Genomic DNA, 17265 nt, shown 5'->3' with positions numbered 1-17265 from the left:
TCAGCCGACGCGGTGGCCGTTCTCCAGCTCCACCGTCCCGGCGCCGGAGTCGACGACATCGAGGGCGGCCAGCACACGGCGGCCCAGGGCACCGGGCAGATGGGCGGGCAGGTCGGCGCGGGGCACGAGCCGCCAGGACAGCAGTTCCTCCTCCTGGAGGCGGATCGCCTTGAAGTCGTCCTCGCCGAGCACCCCACCGTCGTAGACATAGGCCACCACCGGGGGCCGACCCGGGCCCTGCACCCAGTCGACCGCCAGCAGGCGGCCCGGTTCGGTGTCGAGGCCGATCTCCTCGGCGGTCTCCCGGCGCGCGCCCTGCCGGGGGGTCTCACCGTCGTCGGACTCGACGGTGCCGCCCGGCAGTGCCCAGCCCTCGCGGTAGTTGGGCTCGACGAGCAGCACCCGGCCCTCGGCGTCGCGGAACAGGGCGGCGGCACCGGCGAGGATGCGGGGCAGGGAGGCGATGTAGGCGGCGTAGTCAAGGGTCGTCACCCTGCACAGGGTAGCCAGCGCGCTCGACCCCTCGGAGCGCGAAGACCGTCAGCCGTTCGAGATCACTTCTTCGACGTCATTTCCTGTATGCCGATGGCCGACAGGAGAGCGAACTTGCTCCTGGCGTCCGCGTCGTGCGGGGTGTCCACCACGAGGCGGAGGTCCGTGGCCTGTGTGGTGAGCACGTTGGAGTCCACCGCGATGTCGCCCACCGCCGGATGTGCGACGACCTTGTGTGTGCCCTGGTGGTCACCCACCGACCGGAGGGCCCAGAGTCCGCGGAACCGGTGACCGCGGTTCAGCCTGGTGAGCAACGCCTTGATGTCGGGGTCGTTCGGGTACCGGCTGGTCGTGGCGCGCAGGTCGGCGACCAGGGACTCCTCGAACGCGGTCCGCTCCTCGGCGGTCTGCCGGATGCGGGTGGGCTGGCTCTCGAACTGGGCGATCAGGGCGTTGCGTTCGTCGTCGCCCAGCCTGGTGGGGTCGCCGAAGACGGCCGCGAACATCGGGTTCCAGTGCAGCGCCTGCCAGGCGGCGTCGAACACCACCACCGGGCTGTCGGCGAGCTGCTCGACGATCCGGTGCACGCTGGCGGGGACCAGTCGCGGAACCCGGTCCGGGGCCGCGGCGTGACCGGCCAGGCGCAGGAGGTGGGCCTGCTCGTCGTCGGACAGGTGCAGCGCGCGGGCGAGTGCCGAGCAGACCTGCGCCGACGGCCTCGCCGCCCGGCCCTGTTCGAGCCGGACCACGTACTCGGGCGAGATCCCGGCCAGTTGCGCCAGCTCGCCCCGCCGCAGGCCGGCGACCCGGCGCGGGGAACGGCGCGGCAGACCGACGGCGCCGGGGTCGAGCCGGTCCCGCCAGGCCCGTAGCGCGACACCGAGTTCGTTCATGGGGGCCATCCTTGCGCAGACCGGCTGTCGTGGCGTGGTACCGGCTGTACCAGGAAGACCCGTGGCTTCCACGGGGTCCGTCCTCGGGCCCACGATCAGGCTCAAGCCCACTTCGACTCACGAGACAGCCCTTGAGGGCAATGGGAGAGCCGGGACATGGACATCTTTCTCACCGGCGGCAGCGGTTTCGTCGGACAGCACCTCATCACCCGCCTGATCGCCGACGGCCACAGCGTGTGGGCACTGGCCCGCAGTGCCGGGGCCGCGCGACACGTGGAGCAGGCCGGAGCGACGCCCGTCCTCGGCGATCTCGCCGACCTGTGCGGCCCGGACCCCGCCCGGGCGGCGGTCTGGTCGGCCGTACTGGACCGGTGCGAAGCGGTGATCCACTCGGCCGCCCGCATGGAGTTCTGGGGGCCGGACGCCGGATTCGAGCGCGACAACCACCGGCCGACCGTCGCCCTGTTCACCGCCGCGGCCTCCGCGGGCGTCAAGCGCTTCGTACTCATCAGCGCCGCCGCGGTGTCGACCGACCGGCGCCGCACCCCCGAGGTGGTCGACGAGGCCACCCCGACCGGTCGGTCGATCATCGCGTACGGCCGGGTCAAGCTGGCGACCGAGCAGGCCCTGGCGCGCATGGCCACCCCGGGGATGACCCTGATCACCCTGCGCCCCCCGTTCATCTGGGGCCGGGGCATGACGACGCTGCGCGACGCGGCCACCGCTGCCGCCGCCGGGCGCTTCGCCTGGATCGACGGCGGACGGCACATCATGGACTTCGTCCACGTCGACAACCTCGCGACCGCGACGGCCGCCGCGCTGAGCCGCGGCTACGACCGCAAGGTCTACTACGTCACCGACGGCACCCCGATGCCGATCCGGGACTTCTTCACCCCGGTCCTGGAGACCATGGGCGCCGACCTCAGCCACGTACGGAGTGTGCCGCTGGCCGTCGCCTCGCCGGTCGCCAGGATCCTGGACCGGTCCTGGCGGCTGCTGCGCCGCCCCACCCCGCCGCCGCTGTTCGACTGGCTGGTCGCGATCATGGGGCGCGACCGCAGCTACGACATCAGCCGGGCCCGCGCCGACCTGGACTACCGGCCGGGCGTGCCCTTCGCCGCCGGAGTGGACGAGATGCGCGCGACCGCGCCACAGCGCTAGCCGGTCGGCGGGGACGGATCGGTGCGCGGGGCGCCCGAGGCGGAGGCGTGGGCGAGGGCGCTCGGGGTGAGGCGGCCGACGATCGCCGGGGCCTCCCGGACGAGCGTGTCGTCCGTGAGCGCCTCCACCATGAACAGCGCGAAGTCCACCCGGCGCGTCCTGTTGCTGGCCAGCACCGCGTCGCCCACCCGCCTGCTCCACACGGGCAGGCCCTGGCTCTTGCCCTCCTCCAGGCTGCTGCCGCGCACCACGGTCCACCGGGTGCCACTGGCGAACACCCGGCGGCATGCCTCCACCTGGTCGTCGATCTCCACGGCGCGCACCAGTCTGCCCAGCAGGGCGGCGAGCCGTACGCCCGTGGTGAACCACCACGAGTAGCGGTCCTTGCCGTCGCGGGTGATGTGCCAGCCGCAGGAGAACACCAACCGGGCGTCCGGCGCCGCGTGGTCGAGCACCGCCTGCGCCGTGCCCGACGCGTACTGCCGCACCCCCCAGGGCACCAGCACGGTCAGCACCCCGTCGCATCCGGCCACTGCCCGCCGTATCACCTCGGGGTCGTCGGTCTGCCCCGGTACGACGGTGATCCGCCCCTCGAACGCGGCCAGCTTCGGCACGCTGCGCTCCCGGCACACGCCGACCACCTCGTAACCACGGTCCAGCGCGTGCCGGACCATGTACTGCCCGAGCTTCCCCGAAGCCCCCACGATGCAGACCTTCTGCACGGCATCCCCCTCCGCCGATTGGCAGCCTTATGTTGTAAGGCAAGCTAGCCTTATGCCGTAAGGCGGTCAAGGGGAGCCGGAAGGCCGGAGGAGGAAGGGGCAGGGCGGTATGCCCGAGCAAGGCAAGGGGCGGCGCCGGACGTCGACGCGCACGCCGCTCAGCCGGGAGCGCGTGATCCGTACGGCGGTGGCGGTGGCGGATGAGAAGGGCTCGGCGTCCGCGCTCACCATGCGGGCGATCGCCGAGCGGCTGGGCGTGGAGGCGATGTCGCTCTACCACCATGTCGCGGGGCGGGAGGACATCCTCGACGGCATGGTGGACGCGGTGTTCGCCGAGATCGAGCTGCCCCCGCGCGACCTGGCGGGCACGGACTGGAAGACGGCCATGCGCGGGCGCGCCCACTCGGCCCGCGCCGCCCTGCGCCGCCACCCCTGGGCCATCGGCCTGATGGACTCCCGCGCCCAGCCCGGCCCCGCGACCCTGCGCCACCACGACGCCGTCCTCGGCGCCCTGCGCACCGGGGGCTTCTCCGTCCCGATGGCCGCGCACGCCTTCTCACTGATCGACAGCTACCTCTACGGCTTCGTGCTGCAGGAACTGAGCCTGCCCTTCACCGGCGAGACGGAACTGCACGAGATCGCCGACGCCATGCTGAACGCCATGCCCCCCGACGCCTACCCCCACCTCACCGAACTGGCCACCGAACACGCCCTCAAGCCCGGCTACGACTACGCCGACGAGTTCGTCTTCGGGCTGGGGGTGATCCTGGACGCGCTCGAGCCGGACGAGGGCAGGGATGCCTAGGGGTGGTGGGGGGTCAGAACAGTGACGCCCCCCGTTCGAAGTCCAGCAGGCGGCGCTTGCGGTCCAGGCCGCCGCCGTAGCCGGTGAGGCTGCCCGTCGCGCCGACGACCCGGTGGCAGGGGACGATGATGCCGACGGGGTTGCGGCCGTTGGCGAGGCCCACGGCGCGGGAGGAGTTGGGGTTGCCGAGGGTGGCCGCCAGGTCGCCGTAGGTGCGGGTCTCGCCGTAGGGGATGTCGCGAAGCTCGGCCCAGACCGCGCGCTGGAACGGGGTGCCGTGCAGGCGGAGTTCCAGGGTGAACTCCTTCAGGGCGCCCGCGAAGTACGCCTCCAGTTGTTCCTCGGCCGCCGCGAACGGCGTCTCGGACGGGCTCGCGGCGCGGGGGCCGAAGGTCTCCTCCGCGGGGCGGTGGCGCTGGTCCGTCATGTAGAGGCCCGACAGGACTCCGTCGTCGGCCACGAGGGTCAGGGGGCCGTAGGGGCTGTCGATGATGGTGTGCTGCTTCATGTGATGTCGTCCCGGTGTTCCCTAGGTGGGGAGGAAGTTGATGGGGTGGCCGTCCGTCGCCCACAGGTACTGGACGGCGTACGCCCTCCAGGGGCGCCAGGCCGCGGCGCGGGCGGTGAGGGCCGCGGGGGTGGCGGGCAGGCCCAGTTCCTGCGCGGCGCGGCGGATGCCGAGGTCGGTGGGGAGGAAGGCGTCGGGGTCGCCGAGGGCGCGCATGGCGATGACGTCGGCGGTCCAGGGGCCGAAGCCGGGGAGGGCGAGGAGCCGGGCGCGCGTCTCGGGCCAGTCGCTCTCCACCCCCAAGTGGAGGGCCCCGGTGGAGAGTTGGGCTATCAGGGTGGTGAGGGTGGCGCGGCGGGTCTTCGGCATCGCGAGGGTGTCCGGGTCCACCGCCGCGAGTGCGTCCGTCGACGGGAAGAGGTGGGTCAGGCCGCCCTCCGGGTCGTCGACGCGGTCGCCGTGCGCGGTGACCAGGCGGGCCGCGTGGGTGCGGGCGGCGGCCGTGGAGACCTGCTGGCCCAGGACCGCCCGTACCGCGAACTCCGCCTCGTCCACCGTGCGCGGGACGCGGCGGCCGGGGGCCTTGTCGATCAGGGGGGCCAGTAGGGGGTCCGTGCGCAGTTGGTCGTCGATCGCCTCCGGGTCGGCGTCCAGGTCCAGCATGCGGCGGCAGCGGCTGATGGCGACCGGGAGGTCCCGCAGGTCGGTGAGGGTGAGGCGGCAGGCGATGTGGTCCGGGCGCGGGGTGAGGGCGGCGATGCCGTGGCCGTAGGGGAGGCGGAGGGTTCGGCGGTAGGCGCCGGTGGGGGTACCCCCCATGCCTTCGGGGCCGTGGGGGAGCCACTCCTCCACACCGGGTACGGCGGTGGCGGCCAGGTGGCCGAAGAGGTTGTCGGGGTTGAGGGGGGCGCGGAAGGGGAGGCGGAGGGTCAGGGTGCCTGGGGTGGTCCCCTGAGGGGTGGTCCTTGGGGTTCGGGTGCGCAGGTCGCTCGGCGTGAGGGCGAAGACCTCGCGGACCGTGTCGTTGAAGGTGCGGATCGAGGCGAAACCGGCGGCGAAGGCGATCTCCGCCATGGGCAGTGCCGTCGTCTCGATGAGCAGGCGGGCGGTCTGGGCGCGCTGGGCGCGGGCCAGGGCGAGCGGTCCCGCGCCCAGTTCGGCGAGGAGCTGACGTTCGATCTGCCGGGTGCTGTAGCCGAGGCGGGCGGCGAGGCCGGGGACGCCCTCGCGGTCCACGACGCCGTCGGCGATCAGCCGCATCGCGCGGGCCACGAGGTCGGCCCGGTGGTTCCACTCGGGTGAGCCGGGGCTGGTGTCCGGGCGGCAGCGCTTGCAGGCCCGGAACCCGGCCTGCTGGCAGGCCGCCGCGCTCGGGTGGAACACCATGTTCCGCGGCTTCGGCGCCACTACCGGGCAGCTGGGCCTGCAGTAGATGCCCGTGGTCAGGACCGCCGTGTAGAACCAGCCGTCGAAGCGCGCGTCCTTGGACTGGACGGCGCGCACACAGCGCTCGGTATCGGTGTGCATCCCCTTGTGCATACGTCCAGCATCGGGGATGCGCGGGGGCCGGGCTGGCGAGAATCCGACATCAGCCTTCGCCGACCTGGAACACCCCGTGTGACCTCATCGCCATGCCGACTCGCGCAGCAGTCGCAGTCCGTTCAGGCCGACCAGCACCGTCGAGCCCTCGTGGCCCGCCACACCCAGCGGCAGCGGCAGATGTCCGGCCAGGTCCCAGACGACCAGCACCGTGATGAAGGTGCCCGCGATGACCAGGTTCTGCAGCACCAGTCGGCGGGCGGTGCGCGAGAGCCGGACCACCGCGGGGACGGCGGTGAGGTCGTCGCGTACGACGACGGCGTCCGCCGTCTCCAGCGCCAGGTCGCTGCCCGCGCGGCCCATGGCGATCCCGGAGTGCGCGGCGGCGAGGGCGGGCGCGTCGTTGACGCCGTCGCCGACGAACAGCACCTTCCGGTTGGACCGTTCCCACTCCCGTACGGCGTTCACCTTGTCCTCGGGCAGCAGGTCGGCGCGGACGTCCGTGATGCCGGTGGCCTCGGCGACCCGGGCGGCGGTGCGGGCGTTGTCGCCGGTGAGGAGGACGGGGGCGGTGCCGGTGAGGGCGGTCAGGGAAGCGGTCGTCGCGGCGGCGTCGGGGCGGAGGCGGTCGGTGAGGGCGAGGGTGCCGACAGGGGTGCCGTCGCGGGTGACCTCGATGACGGTCGCGACGTCGGGCGCGGGCTGTGCGGCCCGGCCGACCGTCACCTCGTGCCCGGCGACGGTGGCGGTGACGCCCCGGCCGGGGGTGGCGGTGAAGTCCTCGGCGGGCGCCAGGGGCAGGTCGCGGGCGCGGGCGGCGGTCACCACGGCGCGGGCCAGCGGGTGCTCGCTGGGGTGTTCCGCGGCGGCGGCCAGGGCGAGCAGGCCGTCCTCGTCCAGGCCGGAGCCGGGCAGTGGCCGTACGTCCGTCACCTCGGGGGCGCCCTCGGTGAGGGTGCCGGTCTTGTCCAGGGCGGCGGTGTCGATCTCGCCGAGGCGTTCCATGGCGACGGCCGACTTGACCAGGACGCCGTGGCGGCCCGCGTTGGCGATGGCGGACAGCAGCGGCGGCATGGTGGCGAGGACGACCGCGCACGGCGAGGCGACGATCATGAAGGTCATGGCGCGCAGCAGGGCGTCGGTGAGGTTCTCGCCGAAGGCGAGCGGGATACCGAAGACCGCGAGGGTGGCGACCACGATGCCGACGGCGTAGCGCTGTTCGATCTTCTCGATGAACAGCTGGGTCGGGGCCTTGGTGCGGGAGGCCTCCGCCACCAGGGTGACGATGCGGGCGATGACGGAGTCGGCCGGGTCGCGGTCGACGCGGACGCGCAGGACGCCGGTGCCGTTGAGGGTCCCGGCGAAGACCTCGTCGCCGGGCTGCTTGACGACCGGGAGGGGTTCGCCGGTGATGGTCGCCTGGTCGGCCTCGCTGGTGCCGTCGAGGACCGTGCCGTCGGCGCCGATGCGTTCGCCGGGGCGGATCAGCAGGGTGTCGCCGACGGCGAGGCGGGCCGTGGGGACGGTCTCCTCGCCGCCGTCCGCGGTGAGCCGGGTCGCGGTGGCGGGGGCGAGGTCGAGCAGGCCTCGGACGGAGTCTGCGGTGCGGGCGGTGGCCAGGGCCTCCAGGGCGCCGGAGGTGGCGAAGATGACGATCAGCAGCGCGCCGTCGAGGACCTGGCCGATCGAGGCGGCGCCGAGCGCGGCGACGATCATCAGCAGATCGACGTCCAGGGTCTTCTCGCGCAGGGCCCGCAGACCTTCGAGGGCGGGCTCCCAGCCGCCGGTGACGTAGGCGACTGCATACAGAAGCCCGTAGACCCACAACGGTCCACCGCCGACATCCACCGCGAGACCGAACAGGAAGGCCAGCAGCGCGGCAAGCGCCCAGCGGGCTTCGGGCAGGGCCAGGATCCGGGTGCGGCGGCGCGGGGCCGCGGGGGCGCCGGGTACGGCGGCCGGACGGGGAGTGAGAGTCGCTGACACGGCACCCACCATACAGGAACACTTGAAGACTCATTCATGCGTTCATATGCGGCCGGTAGGATACCGGTCATGGGTCATGGAGCCGTCACCACAGCACAGGACACCGCCGAACGCGTACGCCTCGACGAGGCCAACGTCGCGAAGGTGGCCACCACGCTCCAGGCCCTGTCCACCCCCTCCCGGCTGCTGATCCTCGCCCGCCTGCGCGAAGGACCGCTGCCCGCCACGGAGTTGGCGGCCGAGGTGGGCATGGAGCAGTCGGCGTGCTCCCACCAGCTGCGGCTGCTGCGCAACCTGGGCCTGGTGGTCGGCGAGCGGCACGGCCGGTCGGTCGTCTACGCCCTGCACGACCACCACGTCGCCGAACTCCTCGACCAGGCCGTCTACCACGTGGAGCACCTGCGGCTGGGGATCAGCGACGCGGCCGAGCAGGCGTAGCGCCCCGGGGCGGGCGCCGCGCCCCGGGGCAGGCCTGACACCCCCGACCGGCCCGCGCGGCGCGCTAGAAGTTGATCATGTGTCCGGCCAGTCCGTGGACCGCCTCCTGGATCGCCTCGCCGAGGGTCGGGTGGCCATGGACGTTGCGGGCCACCTCGTGGACCGTCAGGTCCCACATCTGGGCCAGGGTCAGCTCGGGCAGCAGTTCGGTGACGTCGGGGCCGATCATGTGGCCGCCGATCAGCTCGCCGTACTTGGCGTCGCTGATCAGCTTCACGAAGCCGGTGGCGTCGCCGAGGCCGTGCGCCTTGCCGTTCGCGGTGAAGGGGAACTTCGCCACCTTCACGTCGTAGCCGAGTTCGCGCGCCTGCGCCTCGGTGTAGCCGAAGCTGGCGATCTGGGGCTGGCAGTAGCTCGCGCGCGGGATCATCACATAGTCGAGTTCCATCGTCTCCGCGTCCGCGATCGTCTCCGCGGCCACCACGCCCATCGCCTCCGCCGCGTGCGCCAGCATCAGCTTCGCGGTGACGTCACCGATGGCGTAGATGTGCGGCACGGAGGTGCGGCACCGGCCGTCCACGTCGATCGCGCCGCGCTCGGTGACCCGTACACCGGTCTTCTCCAGGCCGTAGTCGGTGACGTTCGGCGCGAAGCCGATCGCCTGGAGCACCTTGTCGGCCTCCAGCACCCGCTGGGAGCCGTCCTTGGCGGTGACCGTCACCCGCACCTGCGGGCCGGACTCGTCGATCGCGTCGACCCGGGTGGAGGCGAGGACGTCGATGCCGAGACGCCGGTACTGCTTGGCCAGCTCGGCCGAGACCTCGGCGTCCTCCAGCGGAGCCATGCGGTCCAGGAACTCGACGATGGTGACCTTCACACCGTAGTTGTGCAGTACGTACGCGAACTCGACGCCGATCGCCCCGGCCCCCGCGATGACGATCGACCCCGGCAGGTCCTCGGCGAGGATCTGCTCCTCGTACGTCACCACGCGCGCGCTGCGCTTGGTGCCCGGCAGCAGCTTCGGGGTGGCGCCGGTGGCGATGACGCAGTGGTCGAAGCCGATGGTCCGCGTCGAGCCGTCGTATCCGGCGACCTGGAGGGTGTGCGGGTCGAGGAAGGTGCCGCGGCCGTCGAACTCCGCGATCTTGTTCTTCTTCATCAGGAAGTGGACGCCCTTGACCCGGCCGTCGGCGACCTTGCGGCTGCGCCGGAAGGCCTCGCCGTAGTCGAAGGTGATGGGGCTGTCCGACCTGATGCCGAAGGTCTTGGCCTCACGGGTGACGAGGTGCGCGAGTTCGGCGTTGCGCAGCAGGGCCTTGGTCGGGATGCAGCCGACGTTCAGGCAGACGCCGCCCCAGTACTTCTCCTCCACGACGGCCACCCGCTTGCCCAACTGGGCCGCGCGGATGGCGGCGACATAGCCGCCGGGGCCCGCGCCGAGGACCACGACGTCGAAGTGCTCGTCCTGCTCGTCCTGCTCATCCATGCGTTGAGGTCCCTTTCGGTACGGCGGGAGCGTCTGGCCAGGAGTCGTGCATGTCCTGCGTGTGGGGCGCGTCGTGCACGTCGCGCACGTCGTCCCGACCGCGCATCAGGAATTCTTTCGCCCCGGCCTGCTCCTCGCCACACCGGTCACTGTGACGTGCTGCGCACTTCGTCAGCCGTGCTCGGCACGGTTGCCGTCAGCCGCCCGGGGGCGCGCCTCTCTCGCGGCGCATCCGGCGGAGTACGACCGCACCGTCCAGGGCCGCGATCAGCGCGAGCACCCCGCAGCCGACGGCCAGGCCGGTCAGCACGCCGCGGCTGGGCGAGTCGCCGGGGCCGGAGTTCCCCGCCCAGACGGCGAAGCCGACCGTCGCCGCGACGAAGAGGGGCAGGAAGACGGCCGTGAGCAGCAGGCGCAGCCGCAGGGCGCTCTGCGCGGTGATCGGTTCGGTTCCGGTACGCGGGTGGCGGCGGCCGACGACGCCGGAGCGGGAGCGGGGCACCGGCGGGCGGTGGGGGCGGTGACGGTGGTGGGACATAGGGGCCTCGCCGCCTCTGTCAGTGGTTCGGTGCTGCGCGGCTGATGTCCGCCAGCGCGGAGTGCGGGTCCTCGGTGGTGGCGAGGTCACCGAGGCTGACCATGCCGACGGGGCAGCCGCCGTGCTCGACTACCGGGAGCCTGCGGACGGCATACTGCCGCATCAGTTCGATCGCCCGGTCCGTGGTGTCCTCGGGGGCGAGGGTCACCACGGGCGGTGGGGTGCAGATCGAGCCGACGGTGGTGCCGTTCGGGTCGCGGCCCTCGGCGACGGTCCGCAGGGCGATGTCACGGTCGGTGAGGACACCGAAGAGGTCGCAGTCGTAGGCGACCAGTACCTCTCCGATGTCCTGCTCGCGCATCATCCGGGCGGCCCGCGCCACCGTGGTCATGGGTTCGACGGCGGCTGCCCCGGACGACATCAGGTCACGGATCTGCCGGGTCATGGGGGCCTCCCGGGTGTGTACGGTATGCGAAGGTCGTGCGGGTTACGAAGGCCATGCGGTATAGGCCGTGCGGTATAGGCCGTGCGGTATAGGCCGTGCGGTATAGGCCGTGCGGTATAGGCCGTGCGGTATAGGCCGTGCGGTATAGGCCGTGCGGTATAGGCCGTGCGGTATACGAAGGCCGGGCTACGGCATACGGAGTACCGCACACGGCGCACCGCACACCGGCCCAGCCCCGTTATCCGCTCACCTCACTCGGGTCGGCCAGTACCCGCTCACCTCACTCGGCGGACTCCGTCGCCGTCGGCCGCCGGGCGAGCCCCATGGCCTCGTCGGGGTCGGCGAGCGGACGGAGCCGGTAGGTGTAGGCGTAGTCGCGGTCGGCGAACAGCTTGTACTCGTCGTGCGTGTGCGCGCCCCAGCTGTTGTCGCCACCCACCCCCATCTGCCGGTGGTTCAGCCGGAGGACGATCTCCTCGCGCGGCGTGAGCTGGTAGTCGTGGCGGGCCCCGAGAGAGAGGTCCTCCGGGGTGAAGTGCGAGGCGTTGACCTCGAGGAGGGGGCCGCCGGGCGGGGCGCAGGCGAGCAGGCCGATGCCGTCGCGGCCGGTGAGGGCAACCCAGCGGACGTCGGTCTTGTTGCCGTTCTCCTGGGGACGGATGTAGGGGGTCCACTGGTCGGCGACCGTGCCGGAGTACCGGCCGACGTCGGTGCCGTTGTTGCGGTCCCAGTGGTTCTCCTCGGGGCCGCGTCCGTAGTAGTGCAGACGGTGCAGGCGGCCGGGGAGGAGGAGCAGGGTGCCGATCTCCGGGATGTAGGGGAGGGTGGGGGCGCCGGGATGGAGGGTGTTGTCGACCTTGATCTCAGCGTTGCCGAAGACTGTATACGTTGTGCTGTATACCGACTGAATGGTGGTCGGCAGTATCCCGTCGACTGTGATCTGGATGGCGGCCCCCTCCCCCAGGACCCGCACCCGTACGTCCGTCACCTCGCGCCGGGCCCCGGCGTCGCGCCAGGTCTGGTTGCGGGTGTGCTGGCCGTTGCCCCGGTCGTTGTCGGTGGGGGCGCGCCAGAAGTTCGGCGCGGGCCCGGAGGTGATCAACCGGGTGCCCCTGACCTCGTAGGAGGTGATGACCCCGCTGCGTTTGTCGAGGGTGACGGAGAAGTCCCGGCCACTGACGGTGACGGCCGTGTCGCCGTCGTCGTGGGTCAGTGGCGGCACGCTCCTCAGCGGGACGGGGGTGACGGCCGGGCTCGGGAAGTCGAGGGGCAGTTGCGCGGCGGCGACCTCGAATCCGGTGGGTGCCCAGCGGGTGGGTTCCCTGGTGGTGAAGGAGAGCCGGAGGGCGTACTCCGTGCCGGGGGCCGGGTCGTCGGGCGGTCGTACGGGGAGGGTGATGTCCTTGCTGGACAGCGGTGCGAGGTCCAACTGGTCGCGGGTGAGTGTGCCGCGCCGGACCACTTCGCCGTCGGCGGTGAGGGACCAACGGCTCTCGAAGGTACGGAGGTTGGTGAACAGGTACTCGTTGGTGAGCCTGACGGTCACCGCGCCCGGGGCGCCGCCTCCCTCGGCGAGTGCGGCGTTGATCGCCTGGTAGATGCGCTTGACCTCGGCCGCCTTGCCGGTGTGGCGGCGGTCGGCGGTGACGATGCCGTCGGCGACGAAGTTGCCGTCGTTGGGGTTGTCGCCCCAGTCGCCGCCGTAGGCGAGGAAGGTCCTCTCCCGTGGCCGCCGCTCGGTGCGGTCGACGGTGGCGGCGTCGAACCAGAACCGCACGCCCTCGTCGCCGGGACCGCGTCGGTCGGAGGCCAGTTCGGCGGCGGTCAGGGCGCGGGCGTACACCCGGGCGCGCCGGATGGTGCCGCTGAACTCGCGGCTCCAGTTGTCGGCGTCGGTGCCGAGGCCGAGGGGTGCGGTGTTCACGGAGGGCCGTCGGGTGGTGGTCCGGGTGGCCCGCGTCTCGCCGTCCGCCCAGATGGTCAGAGTGCCCGCCGCCGCGTCGAAGACGCCCGCGATGTGGTGCTCGGTGCCGGTCCAGCCGTCCGGCAGCGCCCAGTTCGCGCTGATCCACTGGCCGCCGTCGTAGATGAAGAACTCCAGGCTGTTGTTGCTCTGCTTGAGGGCGTACTGCGTGTCGCCCTTGGCCAGAATCGGCTGGTGATAGCCCGTCACCTGCGGGGTGACCCAGGCCTCCAGGGTGAGCGAGCCGGTGAGGTCGAGGCCGGGGTCACGGGCGAAGATCGTGCCGCCGGACACACCGCGGTCGCGGTCGAAGGTGCCGCTCGGGGCGAGGATCTCACCGCGCAGACCGAGCGGGCCGGACTCGGTGAACAGGGTACGGGCGGGGGTGGGCCAGGTGAGCGCCTGGTCCATGAAGTCCCAGATCCAGCCGCCCTGGAGGACGTCGTGGCGGCGGACGACGTCCCAGTACTTCTTGAAGTTGCCGTTGGAGTTCCCCATCGCGTGGGAGTACTCGATCATGACGTACGGACGGGTGTCGGAGGTGTCCCGCGCGCGCTGCTCGACGCGGGAGGGGCTGTCGTACATCTCCGAGCGGATGTCGCTGACGCCCGGCCGGTCGTCGCCCTCGTACTGGATGACGCGGGTGGGGTCGTAGGAGCGGATCCAGTCGTGCATGGCGACGAACGTGCTGCCGCCGCCCGCCTCGTTGCCGAGGGACCAGATGACCACGGAGGCGTGGTTCTTGTCGCGGTGCACCATGTTCCGCGCGCGGGCCACGCACGCCTCGGTCCAGTCGGCGTGGTCGCCGGGGTACTCGTCGCGGATGCCGTGCGTCTCCAGGTTCGTCTCGTCGACGAGGTAGAGGCCGTATTCGTCGGCGAGTTCCAGCCACAGCGGGTTGTCGGGGTAGTGCGAGGTGCGGACGGAGTTCATGTTCATCCGCTTGATGATCTCGATGTCCTCGACCATGTCGGCGCGGGTGAGGGCGATGCCCCGGTCCGGGTGCATCTCGTGGCGGTTGGTGCCGCGGAAGGAGACGGGTCTGCCGTTGATGCGCATCAGCCCGTCCCTGAGTGCGAACTCCCGCAGTCCGACCCGGTGCGAGAGGGTCTCGATCACCTTTCCGGCGGGGTCGCGCAGGCGTAGCACGGCGGTGTAGAGGGTGGGGTGTTCGGCGGACCAGAGGCGGGGGGCGGGGACGGGCCTTGCGGCCTGGACGGTGGTGTCGGCGCCGGTGGGGTCGACGTCCACGGTCTGGCGTAGGGGGCGGGACCAGACGGGGTGGCCGTGGTCGTCGTACAGCATGGTGTCGACGGTGTACGGGCCGTCGACGAGCGTGTGCGGGTTGGTGGCGACCGTGTGCGGGTTACCGGCGACTGCATACCGGCCATCGGCTACGACGTACGAGCCATCGCCGTCCGCATACCGGCGATCGGCGACTGTATGCCGTCCATTGGATCCATCAGGCCCGCCACCAGATCCACCAGACCCGCCACCGGATCCACCAACCCCATACGCCCGCACGGTCGCCGTAACCGACAACTCCGCCGCCCTGTAGTCATCACTCAGCGGGGTGTCCAGCTTGAAGTCCCGCAGATGCACGGGCGGCGTCGAGTACAGGTAGACCGAGCGGAAGATGCCGCTCAGCCGGATCATGTCCTGGTCCTCCATCCAGTCGCCGTCGGAGTAGCGGTACACCTCGACGGCGATCTGGTTGGTGCCGGGTCTCAGGTGGTCGGTGATGTCGTACTCGGCGGGCGTGAAGGAGTCCTCGTGGTAGCCGACCAACTCGCCGTTGATCCACACGTAGTGCGCGGACTTGACGCCCTCGAAGTGCAGGAACGTACGGCGTCCCGCCCAGCCGCGGGGGACGGTGAAGGTGCGCCGGTACTGGCCGACGGGGTTGTAGCGGGTCGGGGCGGCGGGTGGGCGCGGTTCCTCGCCGAGGCCGTTGGGGCCCCAGTACGGGTAGGTGATGTTGACGTAGATCGGGAAGTCGTAGCCGTGCAGTTGCCAGGCGGAGGGGACGGGGATGGTGTCCCAGGCGCTGTCGTCGACGTCGGTGCGGTGGAAGTCGGGGTCGCGGTCGTCGGGGCGGTCGGCGTAGGCGAACTTCCAGGTGCCGTCGAGGCTCTGCCGGTACGGGGAGCGGGTGCGGTCGGCTGCCAGGGCCTGGGTGAGGTCGGCGTACGGCATGAGTGTGGTGTGCGGGGGCTCGGTGCCGACCTGGAAGAGGGCGATGTCGCCGTTCCACTCGGGGGTGTCCGTCACCCGGGGCAGCCCCAGGGGGCGGGCCACGGCGGGCGGTGCGGACAGGGCGAGCGCGCCGAGTACGGCGGCTCCCCCTTCGAGGAGCCTGCGGCGGCTGACGACGGGACGCTCGGCGCGGGCGCCCGGCAAGGGGTCGGGAGTGTCGTCCGGAGAGGTGTGAGGGCGCGAGGGGTGCGGGTGCGGCATGACCGTGTCCTTCCTGAGGGACGAACAGTGCGCTGCACGGGCTGAGGGCGGCTCAGCTCACAGACGGCTCACCCTAGGACTCCGAACACAAACGAATCAATTACCCCGTCGGACTTTGTGTGGTCCTGAGGAGAGGGAGCGATGAAGGCCTGATTCCGCCCCTCGTCCACCCCATTGACATCGACTTCCGCCGCTTGGAGACTCCATACCGACAGATACTTGAAGATTAATTCACCTGGCGAACAGCCGACGCCGGGCAGGGACGGAAGACGGACGGACGGCAGGCACCCATGACCATCACCCGCGAGCTGCACATCGGCGGCAAGGACGTGCCCGCCGCGTCGGGCCGCACCACCGAGGACGTCAACCCCTACACCGGGCTCCCCTACGCCCGGGTCGCCGCGGCGGGTGTCGAGGATGTCGCCCGCGCGGTGGAGGCGGCCTCGGCGGCGTTCGAGTCCTGGGCGGCGGTGAGCCCGTTCGCCCGCCGGACGATCCTCCTTGGGGCCGCTGACCTGCTGGAGGACCGGGCCGGACAGGTCGCGGAGCTGATGGCGCACGAGGTGGGCGGCACCCACCCCTGGGCGCACTTCAACGTCGGGCTGGCGGCGAACATGCTGCGGGAGGCAGCCGCCGCCGTCACCGCCCCGCGCGGGGAGGTGCTCAGCGCGCAGGAGGAGGGCACGCTGGGACTGGCGGTGCGCGAACCGCTCGGCGTGGTCGCCGCGTTCGCGCCGTGGAACGCACCGGTGATCCTCGGCGTACGGGCCGTGGCCGCGCCGCTCGCCGCCGGGAACACCGTCGTGCTCAAGGCGAGCGAGGACGCGCCGCTGGCGTGCGGGCTGCTCGTCGCCGACGTCCTGCGTGAGGCGGGACTGCCGGACGGGGTGCTCAACGTGCTCACCAACGACCGCGCCGACGCCGCCGCGATAGCCGAGGCGCTGATCGCCGACCCGCGCGTGCGTGCCGTCAACTTCACCGGCTCCACACGCGTGGGCCGCGTCATCGGCGAACACGCCGCCCGCCACCTCAAGCCCGCCGTCCTGGAGTTGGGCGGCAAGAACTCCATCGTCGTCCTCGACGACGCGGACGTGGACCACGCCGTGGACGCCGCCGCCTTCGGCGTCTTCATGAACGCCGGGCAGATCTGCATGTCCGGCGACCGGATCCTCGTACACGACTCGCTGCTGGCGGAGTTCACGCGGAAGTTCGCGGCCAAGGTCGCCTCCCTTCCGGCCGGGGACCCCGCAGACCCGCGGACCGTCGTCGGCCCGCTGATCGGCGCCGACGCGGCGGGGCGGGTCGCGGCGCTGGTGCGGGACGCGGTGGCGAAGGGGGCCACGGTGCTCACGGGGGGCGGGGAGCCGGAGGGGGCGGTGCACCCGGCCACCGTGCTCACCGGGGTCACGGCGGACATGGAGCTGTACCACGCCGAGGCGTTCGGGCCGGTCTGCGTCGTGACCGGCTTCGCCACCGACGACGAGGCGGTGGCACTGGCCAACGACACCGAGAACGGGCTGACCTGCGGCATCATCACCGAGAACGGCACCCATGGGCTGCGCGTCGCGCGCCGGATCCACACCGGCATCGTGCACATCGGTGACCAGTCCGTCGGGGACGAGCCGCAGGCGCCGTTCGGTGGCGCGAAGGCGTCGGGGTACGGGCGGTTCGGCGGGCGGTGGGGGTTGGAGGCGTTCTCCAACACACGGTGGGTGACGGTGGCCACGCGGCACGCGCACTATCCGTTCTGATCCGCGCAGGATGACAGCGACCGCCCTGCTCCCCGCCGGACGAGGGCGACTCCTCCTCGCGCCCCCGTGGTGATTGCGCCA

The 17265-nt window shown here is 71.9% G+C and carries 14 protein-coding genes; 4 read left to right on the top strand and 10 right to left on the bottom strand.

Going from position 1 to position 17265, the window contains the following annotated elements:
- Window positions 1–492: an NUDIX domain-containing protein gene (locus ACFVQG_RS05140; RefSeq protein WP_383376995.1), complete on the bottom strand. Its 492-nt coding sequence runs from the start codon at window positions 490–492 to the stop codon at window positions 1–3.
- 62 nt (window positions 493–554) lie between these two features.
- Window positions 555–1385 carry a helix-turn-helix transcriptional regulator gene (locus tag ACFVQG_RS05135; protein ID WP_383376993.1) on the bottom strand — a complete coding sequence of 277 codons (831 nt, stop codon included), beginning with the start codon at window positions 1383–1385 and terminating at the stop codon, window positions 555–557.
- Between the two features lie 156 nt (window positions 1386–1541).
- Here ACFVQG_RS05135 and ACFVQG_RS05130 point away from each other — a divergent pair, with 156 nt between their 5' ends.
- Entirely contained in the window at window positions 1542–2546 is a 1005-nt protein-coding gene (locus ACFVQG_RS05130; RefSeq protein WP_383376992.1) for an NAD-dependent epimerase/dehydratase family protein, read from the top strand.
- Here ACFVQG_RS05130 and ACFVQG_RS05125 read toward each other — a convergent pair.
- Window positions 2543–3268 carry an NAD(P)-dependent oxidoreductase gene (locus ACFVQG_RS05125; protein ID WP_383376990.1) on the bottom strand — a complete coding sequence of 242 codons (726 nt, stop codon included), beginning with the start codon at window positions 3266–3268 and terminating at the stop codon, window positions 2543–2545. The two genes, ACFVQG_RS05130 and ACFVQG_RS05125, sit on opposite strands and share 4 nt — an antisense overlap.
- A gap of 109 nt (window positions 3269–3377) precedes the next feature.
- On the opposite strand from ACFVQG_RS05125, the gene ACFVQG_RS05120 reads away from it, so the two are divergent.
- Window positions 3378–4073 carry a TetR/AcrR family transcriptional regulator gene (locus ACFVQG_RS05120; RefSeq protein WP_383376987.1) on the top strand — a complete coding sequence of 232 codons (696 nt, stop codon included), beginning with the start codon at window positions 3378–3380 and terminating at the stop codon, window positions 4071–4073.
- Between the two features lie 13 nt (window positions 4074–4086).
- Here ACFVQG_RS05120 and ACFVQG_RS05115 read toward each other — a convergent pair whose 3' ends face one another.
- The 3 genes from ACFVQG_RS05115 to ACFVQG_RS05105 all read right to left on the bottom strand — a co-directional run bounded on the left by ACFVQG_RS05115 (window position 4087) and on the right by ACFVQG_RS05105 (window position 8118).
- The gene (locus ACFVQG_RS05115) at window positions 4087–4581 is read right to left on the bottom strand and encodes a methylated-DNA--[protein]-cysteine S-methyltransferase (protein WP_383376985.1); all 495 of its coding nucleotides are present in this window, start codon (window positions 4579–4581) and stop codon (window positions 4087–4089) included.
- Window positions 4582–4602: 21 nt separating this feature from the next.
- Window positions 4603–6108, bottom strand: coding sequence for an AlkA N-terminal domain-containing protein (locus ACFVQG_RS05110; protein WP_383376983.1), 1506 nt, complete (start codon window positions 6106–6108; stop codon window positions 4603–4605).
- A gap of 96 nt (window positions 6109–6204) precedes the next feature.
- On the bottom strand, window positions 6205–8118 hold the full coding sequence (locus ACFVQG_RS05105; RefSeq protein WP_383376981.1) for a heavy metal translocating P-type ATPase: 1914 nt from the start codon (window positions 8116–8118) through the stop codon (window positions 6205–6207).
- 57 nt (window positions 8119–8175) lie between these two features.
- Between ACFVQG_RS05105 and ACFVQG_RS05100 the strand changes: the two genes are divergently transcribed.
- Window positions 8176–8544: an ArsR/SmtB family transcription factor gene (locus ACFVQG_RS05100; protein WP_383376978.1), complete on the top strand. Its 369-nt coding sequence runs from the start codon at window positions 8176–8178 to the stop codon at window positions 8542–8544.
- 64 nt (window positions 8545–8608) lie between these two features.
- Here the strand turns inward: ACFVQG_RS05100 and lpdA are convergent, their stop codons facing one another.
- The 4 genes from lpdA to ACFVQG_RS05080 all read right to left on the bottom strand — a co-directional run bounded on the left by lpdA (window position 8609) and on the right by ACFVQG_RS05080 (window position 15433).
- Entirely contained in the window at window positions 8609–10030 is a 1422-nt protein-coding gene (gene lpdA, locus ACFVQG_RS05095) for a dihydrolipoyl dehydrogenase (RefSeq protein WP_383376975.1), read from the bottom strand.
- A gap of 196 nt (window positions 10031–10226) precedes the next feature.
- Window positions 10227–10568, bottom strand: a complete 342-nt coding sequence (locus tag ACFVQG_RS05090) for a DUF6343 family protein (protein ID WP_383376972.1) — start codon at window positions 10566–10568, stop codon at window positions 10227–10229.
- Between the two features lie 19 nt (window positions 10569–10587).
- Window positions 10588–11013, bottom strand: a complete 426-nt coding sequence (locus tag ACFVQG_RS05085; RefSeq protein WP_383376970.1) for a CBS domain-containing protein — start codon at window positions 11011–11013, stop codon at window positions 10588–10590.
- Between the two features lie 280 nt (window positions 11014–11293).
- Complete coding sequence (locus tag ACFVQG_RS05080) at window positions 11294–15433, bottom strand: glycoside hydrolase family 2 TIM barrel-domain containing protein (protein ID WP_383376968.1); 4140 nt, start codon at window positions 15431–15433, stop codon at window positions 11294–11296.
- Window positions 15434–15723: 290 nt separating this feature from the next.
- Here ACFVQG_RS05080 and ACFVQG_RS05075 point away from each other — a divergent pair, with 290 nt between their 5' ends.
- Window positions 15724–17184, top strand: coding sequence for an aldehyde dehydrogenase family protein (locus ACFVQG_RS05075; protein WP_383376966.1), 1461 nt, complete (start codon window positions 15724–15726; stop codon window positions 17182–17184).
- Window positions 17185–17265 lie beyond the last annotated feature (81 nt).

Source organism: Streptomyces sp. NPDC057877 (genome assembly GCF_042796855.1).
GTDB lineage: Bacteria > Actinomycetota > Actinomycetes > Streptomycetales > Streptomycetaceae > Streptomyces.
Note: the sequence above shows the minus strand (reverse complement) of the source record. Positions and strands in the feature narration are given on the sequence as shown.